Below are 8491 nucleotides of genomic sequence, written 5' to 3'. Positions count from 1 at the left end.
TTCAGTCAATTAAATAACGAGGACATATTAGCTATGTTAGACCTAAAAACTGCAAAAATGCCCAGTGAACCTGTATTCTATAAACAAGTAGTTAGTTACTGGAAAGAACGAGCGTTACAAGAAGGAGAAGCGGAGTTATTAATTCGCCTTTTAACTCGCCGTTGTGGTGCTTTATCCGATGAATTAATGGCAAAAGTTCGATCGAGTTCCATACCTGAGTTAGAATCTTTAGGGGAAGCCTTGTTAGATTTTCAAGGCATGGATGATTTAGAAAACTGGTTTCAAAACAAAACCCATGAAAACGGATAAACTTTTTTACACAATATTTCTGTCCCAACCTTCTCTGATTCATGAACTAATTCCCAGTATTCCCCCCGATAGTGAATATATTTATGATGCTCCTGTCATTAAAGACACAGAATTTCGTTTGGATGGTTTATTAACTCCCATCAGGGAAGATTTACCCTTGATATTTTTAGAGGCACAAATGCAGAAAGATTCAGACTTTTATGGTCGCTACTTTGCCGAAATATTTTTGTATCTGTATCAATATAAGGTAAAAAGATCATGGTATGGATTGCTAATTCTGAAAAATCGTAACTATGATTTAGGTTCAGAAAAATCTTATGAATTATTGCTCAATCATCAAGTCAAAAGATTATACCTAGAAGATTTACTACCATTAACGGATTTACCACCGAATCTATCGTTATTGAAACTCATAGTCACCCCAGAAACAAAAGTTTTTGACTTGGCTAAAACTATTTTAAATGAATCAGGCAATGATCAGGAATTTCAAAGACGATTAAATATAATCGAAGCTATACTAAATAGTAAATTCAGTCAATTAAATAATGAGGAGATATTAGCTATGTTAGACCTAAAAACTGCGAAAATGCCTAGTGAACCTGTTTTATATAAACAAGTAGTCAGTTACTGGAAACAATTGGCAAAAGAAGAAGGCTTACAAGAAGGACGACTAGAAGGCTTACAAGAAGGACGACTAGAAGGCTTACAAGAAGGACGACTAGAAGGCTTACAAGAAGGACGACAAGAAGGCTTACAAGAAGGACGACAAGAAGGAGAGGCGGAGTTATTAATTCGTTTGTTAAATCGTCGTTGTGGTGCTTTATCGGATGAGTTACAAAGTAAAATTAGAACTCTCTCTATTTCTGAATTAGAGTCTTTGGGGGAAGCCTTATTAGATTTTCAAGGTATGGATGATTTAGATAATTGGTTCACAGAAAATCAAAATTAATTCTTAGCAAATTCGATTATTATCAAGATTGTTGGTAATATTTACTTAACTAAGATAAAATTCTCAAAACTGTCATCATTGACCTAAATATGTCAGATACCATTATCACCGTTGAAAATCTGGGTAAAAAATATGTCATCGCCCACGAAAAACCTGAACGCTATACTGCCCTACGGGATGTCATCGCCAATGGTGCTAAATCTTTTGGGGAAAAACTGTTTAAAGGTCAAAAAACCCTCGACACTGCCGAAAGAGAGGAATTTTGGGCATTAAAAGACGTTTCCTTTGAGATTAAAAGGGGAGATAGAGTCGGTATTATTGGACGAAACGGAGCAGGAAAATCCACCCTCTTAAAAATCCTTAGTCGCATCACCGAACCCACGACAGGCAAAATCTCTATAAAGGGGCGAGTTGCTAGTTTGTTGGAAGTAGGTACTGGTTTTCATCCCGAATTAACAGGTAGAGAAAATATCTTTCTCAATGGGGCGATTTTGGGCATGAGCAAGGCGGAGATTAAGAAAAAGTTTGATGAAATTGTCGCCTTTGCCGAGGTAGAAAAGTTTTTGGATACTCCCGTCAAGCGTTACTCATCGGGGATGTATGTGCGGTTAGCCTTTGCCGTTGCCGCCCATTTAGAACCTGAGATTTTGATTGTGGATGAGGTTTTGGCGGTGGGAGATGCTCAGTTTCAGAAGAAGTGTTTAGGGAAGATGGAGGATGTAGCCCAAAATGAAGGAAGAACAGTTTTGTTTGTTAGTCATCAAATGGCGGCTATTCAAAAATTATGTTCAAGAACTTTAGTTTTATCCAGAGGGGAAGTAAAATTCGATGGTATAACTTCATCTGGAATTAATTTTTATTTACAAGATTTAGAAAATTCAACAAGAAATGTCGAAATAGTTAATTTGCCCCGTTCTGGTAATGGTGATATTCGACTCACAGGATTTTGTATAAAGGATTCCGATGGACATAAAGTTTCATCTGTAGCTTGTGGTGAGGATATAAATTTATGTTTTTATTATGAGGCTAGAAAAACAAATATTAAAAATGTCAGTTTAGGTTTTTCCATACATAATATATTTGGAGATACTATTTCTGTATTGTATAGTGATTATATGGGCTATTATTTTAATGTTAATTCTTCTAAAGGTTGTTTTCAATGTAAAATTAGAGATTTTCCATATTCTAACGGTAGATATTTTATTGGGGTGAGAATTATCAGTAATGGAATCGAACTAGACTGGCCAAAAGGGTTTATTGGTTGTTTAGATGTTGAGGCTGGAGATTTTTATAAAACAGGAACTGTTAATCATAGTGGCATAGGTTCAGTTTTAATAAGAGGTAACTGGTTTTATGATTCATTAGACTTAGAAGAGGTCACTTTATGAACTATCTTTTGCGAAAAATCATCAATGTTTATCGTCGGATATTTAATGGTATTAACTTAATTTTATATCCTCAAAATTTTTATCTCTATAAAAAAAACACTTATAATTTTCACAATATTTGTTTTTCTCAAGAAGGGGAGGATTTAGTTCTTGCTCGTTTCTTTGAAAGACAAAAAGACGGATTTTTTGTTGATGTCGGAGCTCATCATCCTCAAAGATTTTCTAATACATATATGTTTTACTTACGAGGTTGGAAAGGAATTAATATTGATCCCTTACCACACTCAATGGACAAATTTAATGAATTAAGACCAAATGATATTAATTTGGAGTTAGCTATATCTAATAATGGTGAAAGATTAGTTTATTATCAATTTAATGAACCTGCATTGAATGGATTTTCTCCAGAAATTTCAAAACAAAGAGATGGGTTAAGAGGTGAATATAAAATCATAGATCAAACAGAAATTCAAACCTATAAATTATCAGAAATTTTAGATAAATATTTACCGCCAAATCAAAGTATAGATTTTTTAAGCATTGATGTTGAAGGTTTAGATTTAGAGGTTTTGAAATCGAATAATTGGGAAAAGTACAGACCAAAATTAATTCTTGTGGAAGATTTAAGTAGATTATCTCTTAAACAAATGCAAAATTCTGAAGTGTTTTGTTTTTTGGATAAATTAGATTATGAAATATATGCAAAAACTGTGAATACACTATTTTTTATTGATACAAAAAATAAGTAAATTACTCGTATTTTTTAATATTGTAACTATCGATCCCTTCGTAGAAATCAAGTTTTTTGAGAGATTGCTTCGTTACCTCGCAATGACAAAGGGGATTTTGAGATGAGGTTCGATCGATGAAAGGGGTAGGGTTCGATCGAGTTTATAATTAGGTTCGATCGATGAAAGTAGTGGGGTTCGATCGAACTTTTGTGAGAAGGTGCGATCAAGTTTATAATTAAATTAAATGTCGTATTTGGCTATATTTTTTGGAGTTATAATGACATAATTCGTTTTTAAAGATTTTTATGGAAGTTCAGCCAAAAGAACTAAAAATTTATCTAACACCACGAGGGAAAAGTCCTTTTGAAGAATGGCTAAATTCAATCAGGGATTATAAAACTCAAGCTATTATTGATAATCGTTTAAGACGAATTAGATTAGGGAATTTAGGAGATCATAAATCTGTAGGATATGGAGTTTTTGAATTAAGAATCGATTATGGTAAGGGTTATCGCATTTATTTTGGACAAATAGAAAATACCATTATATTATTATTATGTGGTGGTGATAAAAGCACTCAAAAAAAAGATATTATTAAAGCACAGGAGTACTGGAAAGATTATGCAAACCGTGAAAACACCAACCAGTAAAAATTATCAAGATTATTTATTATCAGCTTTTAATCATCCTGAAAGAATTGCAAAGACGATCGAAGTAGTTTTACAGGATTCAGAAGATTTATCAGGATTATTAAGGTTAACTTTAACGGATATTATTGAGGCGAAAATTAAAAATAAGACTCTTAGTAATGATGCAAAATTAGCTTTTAACAAATTAGATCAAATCTTAGTCAACACCGATGGAACTGAAATTTATGCTTTCATTGCTTTATTATCAGCTTTAGGTTTAGAAATAAAAATTGATCACAAATCCTAATGATAATCTAACATTTCATCAAAAAAATAGTCGATCGTACTTTGGGCAATAAATCAAGGATGAAGTTCGATCGATCCCTTCGTATAAATCAAGTTTTTCAAGAGATTGCTTCGTTACCTCGCAATGACAAAGAAAATCGTGTGGTGTAGTTCGATCGATGAAAGTGGAGGGGGTCGATCGATCCCTTCGTATAAATCAAGTTTTTCAAGAGATTGCTTCGTTACTTCGCAATGACAAAGAAAATCGTGTGGTGTAGTTCGATCGATGAAAGTGGAGGGGGTCGATCGATCCCTTCGTATAAATCAAGTTTTTCAAGAGATTGCTTCGTTACTTCGCAATGACAAAGAAAATCGTGTGGTGTAGTTCGATCGTTGAAAGTGGAGGGGTGCGATCGAGGTTTTGTGAGGGGGTGCGATCGAGCTTTTCCAAAAAATCAAGTTTTAAGAGATTGCTTCGTATCCTGCCAATGACAAAAGAAGGGTCAGTAGCTGAAAGTATTGGGTATCGATCGAGTTTGTGTAAAAGGGAGTTTTAGGAATTGATAAAATCTGCAATCACAAGGATTTGTAAATCAGCAACACGTCTAATTTGTTGATCATTAGTTAAAAAAACATCACAATTACTTCTTATGGCTGTGGCAATCTGAAAAGCGTCTGGTAGTTTCAAACCATATTGTACTCGTAACTGTGCCGCTAAAAGAGCAATATTTGTCTCAATTGTAACCATGTTAATTGACTGATGATGTAATAAAAAATCGGCGAAATCTTGTAGTATTTTCTTTTGTTGTTGTTTTAGAGGAATAATGAAGCATTCGGCTAAAGTTACGGGAGAAATGATCCCTTTCAAACTGCCATCATCTAATCTATCGATTACTTTTTGCATTACATCCCCATAGATAGGATGATTTTCCACATAATAGATTACAGGTGCTGTATCAAGAAAAATTCTTTGAACACCGATTAAATAATTATCTAATTTCATTTATAGCTTTTATTGTCTAAGATTTACCATTGCTCACGTTGTTGATTAATCCAAATTTGAGCATCTTCCCCATTTAATAAATCAGGACAAATTCCTCTAAATTCTTTTAGAGAGCGTTCCGATTTGAAGCCAGAATTGTGAGAAATATATTGAAGTAACGCTTCATATTCTGAATTTTCAATAAATTGATGATTAGAGAATGATTGCTCTTGAATTTTTTGTTCTAAATAACGAAAAACTTTTATTTGTTCAGGTTTATTTAAACTATCAATTTGAGTGAAAATTTCTTGTAAAGTAGCTTTCATTTATTTTTTTTGTTTTTTATTCGACAAAGTTTATTTTATCAAAATTCGATCGAGTTTATAATTAAATTAGATGAGCAAATTTCGTTTAAGTACCGATAATATGAATAATAAAGTAACCCTCGAATTACCCTCAGAATTAATATCAAATTTGACCCTTCACGCTATAATATCATTGTGATTAAAACATTTAGATATTTAATTAAAGAATCATGGAAACTTGTATTAATTTTAATAAAGAAAATCAAGAAAAACTCCAATATATTCAAGAAAAAACTAATCAAGATATAGAATCTTCAATTATTACAGCCATTGAAATTTATTTTAAACAAATAAAATCCCAAGAAGATCCCCTCGCAAGACTCAAACAAAGTCCTTTAATTGCGAGTTTTGAAGGAGATGCGGATTTATCCGAAAACTGCGAGAAAATTTTCCGTTATTCCCTAGAAAATAAATGATTATTGCAGATACAGGCTTTTTTTTAGCTTTATTCAACTCTAAAGATAAATATCACTTAAAAGCTCAAAGTGTTTTATATAATTTCACTGAATCTTTAATTGCTACCCACCCAGTAATTACAGAAACTTGTTATTTGCTTGTAACGAAGGGAGGAGGAATTAAACAAGAATGTCAATTTTTAAAAGATATAGCTGAAGACGCTTTTAAAATTTTTGAATTAAAGTATCAACATTTCCATCGGATGGCATTACTAATTAATCAATATCAAAATTTGCCAATGGATTATGCAGATGCTTCCTTAGTAGTTTTAGCCGAAGAATTAAACGAAGGAAGAATCATTCTTTTGTGATAATATTCAATACAATAATATGAAAACATTAACAACATAAAACGATGAGTTACGATAGTATTCTCAAATTCCTCATCGATGAATATACAAAACCGATTTTAAGTTGGTTATTAAACCGAGAAATTAACGAAGAAATCGAAATGTTACCTACAGAATTAAATATAGAACCCATTAGAGCCGATGGAGTATTCTTTTTACAAGTAGGCAATAAAATCATTCATCTGGAATTTCAAACTCGACCAAAATCAGATCCCCCTTTACCGTTAAGAATGTTAGATTATTGGGTAAGATTATATCGTCTGCATAAACTTTATGAAAAAAATCTGCAATTAGAACAAGTAATCATTTTTCTGCGTAGAGATACTTCCCCCAAAGTCTTTGAAGATAATTTTCAACTAGGTAAGACAACCCATTATTATCGAGTAATTAGAATTTGGGAATGTGATCCCACTCCTTTACTCTCTAAACCAGAATTGTTACCCTTAGCGGTATTAGCAAAAAGTGAAAAACCAGAAATGCTATTATCTCAGGTAGCAGAAAAAGTAAACGCCATTGAAAATCAACGGCAAAAAAGTAATATTTCCGCTTGTGTGGAACTATTAGCAGGTATCAACTATTCGGAGGAATTAATCAAAATGTACTTACACCACGATATTTTAAAAGAGTCCGTCACCTATCAAAGGATTCTTAGTGATGGTTTTGAAAAAGGTGAAATGGCTTTAGTCAGTCGTCAACTCAAAAAGCGTTTTGGGGAGATTTCCGAAACTATTAAACCTCGTCTTAACACTCTATCTGTAGAACAATTAGAGTTATTCGGAGAAAGTCTGTTTGATTTTAACACCTTTGAAGATGCGATCGACTGGTTAAATCAGGTTAATAAATAGAAAAGAGAGTTCGATCGTTGAAAGTGGAGGGGTTCGATCGAGGTTTTGTGAGGGGGTGCGATCGAGCTTTTCCAAAAAATCAAGTTTCAAGAGATTGCTTCGTATCCTGCCAATGACAAAAGAAGGGTCAGTAGCTGAAAGTAGTGGGTATCGATCGAGTTTATAATTAAATTAGATGAGCTAATTTTGTTTAAGTATTGATAATATGAATAATAAAGTAATCCTCGAATTACCCTCAGAATTAATCTCAAATTTGACCCATCAGGCTTGGGAAAAACAAACTACCCTTGAACAGATGATTGTCGATTTCTTATGGCAATTAAAGGAAAATCAAAATAGAGAAGAAATAGACCCGATTACCCCTTTGTTAGGTACTTTAAGAGGAGAAATGGATGATATAGGAGAAAACCATGATCTGTATTTAGGTGCTAATTTGGCACAACAGAAGGAGGATTAAAATTGAATCAAATATTTGTCGATACTTCTGGGTGGGCAAATTTATTCATTGTTATCTCGCAATGAAAAAAGAAAATCGTGTGGTGTAGTTCGATCGTTGAAAGTGATGAGGTTCGATCGAACCCATAAAAAATGAAACATTAAAAATATGAGCGAAACATTTACTAAAATATTAAAGTTAATTAAAGCGAAAGAAGTTAAAGTATCGGCTCATGGATATGATGAATTGGCAAACGATAATATTTTTATTAAAGATATTCTGAGAAGTATTGAACAGGCTCAAATTATTGAAGATTATCCTGACTACGGAAAAGGGGCTTGTGTTTTGTTATTACAAATAGATAACAAGGGCTTACCAATTCATACGGTATGGGGGATTCCTAAAAATGCCGATTCTCCTGCCGTTTTAATCACCGCCTATCGTCCAACCTTAGAGCGTTGGGAAAAAGACTACAAAACTCGAAAATAAATACTATGAACAGTACTAAAACTCAAACTAAAATTATCCGTCAAGGTAAATATATCGCTGAAATTGAAGTTATGCTTACCTATACTAACGAAGATTGGTCTCCTTATCTATCCCTTGAAGAAGCTCAAAAACTAGATGATTTACGCCTTGCCTTACAAAATAACGATCTAAAAACGGCGACTCAACTTGCCCGTATTTACCAATTAACTCCCGTCACTGTATAGTTTTAAATATTACTGATTGAATTAATCTCTAATTTTAAGAAATTGCTTCGTTAC

Annotated in this window: 16 protein-coding genes; 12 read left to right on the top strand and 4 right to left on the bottom strand. The window is 33.1% G+C overall.

Annotated elements, in window-relative coordinates:
• The 4 genes from ACN4EE_RS08315 to ACN4EE_RS08300 all read left to right on the top strand — a co-directional run.
• On the top strand, positions 1-309 hold a 309-nt coding region (locus ACN4EE_RS08315), incomplete at its 5' end, for a DUF4351 domain-containing protein (RefSeq protein ID WP_431705956.1).
• Positions 296-1258, top strand: a complete 963-nt coding sequence (locus ACN4EE_RS08310; RefSeq protein ID WP_431705955.1) for a DUF2887 domain-containing protein — start codon at positions 296-298, stop codon at positions 1256-1258. The genes ACN4EE_RS08315 and ACN4EE_RS08310, both read left to right, overlap by 14 nt.
• An 89-nt stretch (positions 1259-1347) precedes the next feature.
• Complete coding sequence (locus tag ACN4EE_RS08305) at positions 1348-2646, top strand: ABC transporter ATP-binding protein (RefSeq protein ID WP_431705954.1); 1299 nt, start codon at positions 1348-1350, stop codon at positions 2644-2646.
• A complete protein-coding gene (locus ACN4EE_RS08300; protein ID WP_431705953.1) occupies positions 2643-3395 on the top strand; it encodes an FkbM family methyltransferase in 753 nt (250 codons plus the stop codon). Before ACN4EE_RS08305 ends, ACN4EE_RS08300 begins: the two co-directional genes overlap by 4 nt.
• A gap of 47 nt (positions 3396-3442) precedes the next feature.
• Here ACN4EE_RS08300 and ACN4EE_RS08295 read toward each other — a convergent pair whose 3' ends face one another.
• A complete protein-coding gene (locus tag ACN4EE_RS08295) occupies positions 3443-3604 on the bottom strand; it encodes a hypothetical protein (protein WP_431705952.1) in 162 nt (53 codons plus the stop codon).
• Between the two features lie 78 nt (positions 3605-3682).
• On the opposite strand from ACN4EE_RS08295, the gene ACN4EE_RS08290 reads away from it, so the two are divergent.
• Both ACN4EE_RS08290 and ACN4EE_RS08285 read left to right on the top strand, forming a co-directional pair.
• The gene (locus ACN4EE_RS08290) at positions 3683-4027 is read left to right on the top strand and encodes a type II toxin-antitoxin system RelE/ParE family toxin (RefSeq protein ID WP_431705951.1); all 345 of its coding nucleotides are present in this window, start codon (positions 3683-3685) and stop codon (positions 4025-4027) included.
• Positions 3999-4313 (top strand): hypothetical protein, encoded by a 315-nt coding sequence (locus tag ACN4EE_RS08285; protein WP_431705950.1) that lies wholly within the window; start codon positions 3999-4001, stop codon positions 4311-4313. Before ACN4EE_RS08290 ends, ACN4EE_RS08285 begins: the two co-directional genes overlap by 29 nt.
• A 311-nt stretch (positions 4314-4624) precedes the next feature.
• On the opposite strand, the gene ACN4EE_RS08280 is transcribed toward ACN4EE_RS08285, so the two are convergent.
• The 3 genes from ACN4EE_RS08280 to ACN4EE_RS08270 form a co-directional block, all read right to left on the bottom strand.
• On the bottom strand, positions 4625-4750 hold the full coding sequence (locus tag ACN4EE_RS08280) for a hypothetical protein (protein WP_431705949.1): 126 nt from the start codon (positions 4748-4750) through the stop codon (positions 4625-4627).
• Between the two features lie 94 nt (positions 4751-4844).
• Positions 4845-5294, bottom strand: coding sequence for a type II toxin-antitoxin system VapC family toxin (locus ACN4EE_RS08275; protein ID WP_431705948.1), 450 nt, complete (start codon positions 5292-5294; stop codon positions 4845-4847).
• Positions 5295-5317: 23 nt separating this feature from the next.
• The gene (locus tag ACN4EE_RS08270) at positions 5318-5599 is read right to left on the bottom strand and encodes a hypothetical protein (protein ID WP_431705947.1); all 282 of its coding nucleotides are present in this window, start codon (positions 5597-5599) and stop codon (positions 5318-5320) included.
• A 209-nt stretch (positions 5600-5808) separates the two neighbouring features.
• Here ACN4EE_RS08270 and ACN4EE_RS08265 point away from each other — a divergent pair, with 209 nt between their 5' ends.
• The 6 genes from ACN4EE_RS08265 to ACN4EE_RS08240 all read left to right on the top strand — a co-directional run bounded on the left by ACN4EE_RS08265 (position 5809) and on the right by ACN4EE_RS08240 (position 8437).
• On the top strand, positions 5809-6054 hold the full coding sequence (locus ACN4EE_RS08265) for a hypothetical protein (protein ID WP_431705946.1): 246 nt from the start codon (positions 5809-5811) through the stop codon (positions 6052-6054).
• Positions 6051-6404 (top strand): type II toxin-antitoxin system VapC family toxin, encoded by a 354-nt coding sequence (locus tag ACN4EE_RS08260; RefSeq protein ID WP_431705945.1) that lies wholly within the window; start codon positions 6051-6053, stop codon positions 6402-6404. Before ACN4EE_RS08265 ends, ACN4EE_RS08260 begins: the two co-directional genes overlap by 4 nt.
• Before the next feature lie 44 nt (positions 6405-6448).
• Positions 6449-7288, top strand: coding sequence for an Rpn family recombination-promoting nuclease/putative transposase (locus tag ACN4EE_RS08255; RefSeq protein WP_431705944.1), 840 nt, complete (start codon positions 6449-6451; stop codon positions 7286-7288).
• A gap of 205 nt (positions 7289-7493) precedes the next feature.
• Complete coding sequence (locus ACN4EE_RS08250; protein WP_431705943.1) at positions 7494-7745, top strand: hypothetical protein; 252 nt, start codon at positions 7494-7496, stop codon at positions 7743-7745.
• 147 nt (positions 7746-7892) lie between these two features.
• A complete protein-coding gene (locus ACN4EE_RS08245) occupies positions 7893-8213 on the top strand; it encodes a DUF4258 domain-containing protein (RefSeq protein ID WP_431705942.1) in 321 nt (106 codons plus the stop codon).
• 5 nt (positions 8214-8218) lie between these two features.
• Positions 8219-8437 carry a hypothetical protein gene (locus tag ACN4EE_RS08240; protein ID WP_431705941.1) on the top strand — a complete coding sequence of 73 codons (219 nt, stop codon included), beginning with the start codon at positions 8219-8221 and terminating at the stop codon, positions 8435-8437.
• Positions 8438-8491: the final 54 nt, after the last annotated feature.

This window comes from Geminocystis sp. CENA526 (genome assembly GCF_050753365.1).
Taxonomy (GTDB): Bacteria; Cyanobacteriota; Cyanobacteriia; order Cyanobacteriales; family Cyanobacteriaceae; genus Geminocystis.
Note: the sequence above shows the minus strand (reverse complement) of the source record. Positions and strands in the feature narration are given on the sequence as shown.

Excerpts from the sequence above, each read along its gene's own strand:
- ACN4EE_RS08310 (WP_431705955.1), top strand. The coding sequence starts at position 296 with ATGAAAACGGATAAACTTTTTTACACAATATTTCTGTCCCAACCTTCT.
- ACN4EE_RS08305 (WP_431705954.1), top strand. The coding sequence starts at position 1,348 with ATGTCAGATACCATTATCACCGTTGAAAATCTGGGTAAAAAATATGTC.
- ACN4EE_RS08300 (WP_431705953.1), top strand. The coding sequence starts at position 2,643 with ATGAACTATCTTTTGCGAAAAATCATCAATGTTTATCGTCGGATATTT.
- ACN4EE_RS08290 (WP_431705951.1), top strand. The coding sequence starts at position 3,683 with ATGGAAGTTCAGCCAAAAGAACTAAAAATTTATCTAACACCACGAGGG.
- ACN4EE_RS08285 (WP_431705950.1), top strand. The coding sequence starts at position 3,999 with ATGCAAACCGTGAAAACACCAACCAGTAAAAATTATCAAGATTATTTA.
- ACN4EE_RS08275 (WP_431705948.1), bottom strand. The coding sequence starts at position 5,294 with ATGAAATTAGATAATTATTTAATCGGTGTTCAAAGAATTTTTCTTGAT.
- ACN4EE_RS08270 (WP_431705947.1), bottom strand. The coding sequence starts at position 5,599 with ATGAAAGCTACTTTACAAGAAATTTTCACTCAAATTGATAGTTTAAAT.
- ACN4EE_RS08265 (WP_431705946.1), top strand. The coding sequence starts at position 5,809 with ATGGAAACTTGTATTAATTTTAATAAAGAAAATCAAGAAAAACTCCAA.
- ACN4EE_RS08260 (WP_431705945.1), top strand. The coding sequence starts at position 6,051 with ATGATTATTGCAGATACAGGCTTTTTTTTAGCTTTATTCAACTCTAAA.
- ACN4EE_RS08255 (WP_431705944.1), top strand. The coding sequence starts at position 6,449 with ATGAGTTACGATAGTATTCTCAAATTCCTCATCGATGAATATACAAAA.
- ACN4EE_RS08250 (WP_431705943.1), top strand. The coding sequence starts at position 7,494 with ATGAATAATAAAGTAATCCTCGAATTACCCTCAGAATTAATCTCAAAT.
- ACN4EE_RS08245 (WP_431705942.1), top strand. The coding sequence starts at position 7,893 with ATGAGCGAAACATTTACTAAAATATTAAAGTTAATTAAAGCGAAAGAA.
- ACN4EE_RS08240 (WP_431705941.1), top strand. The coding sequence starts at position 8,219 with ATGAACAGTACTAAAACTCAAACTAAAATTATCCGTCAAGGTAAATAT.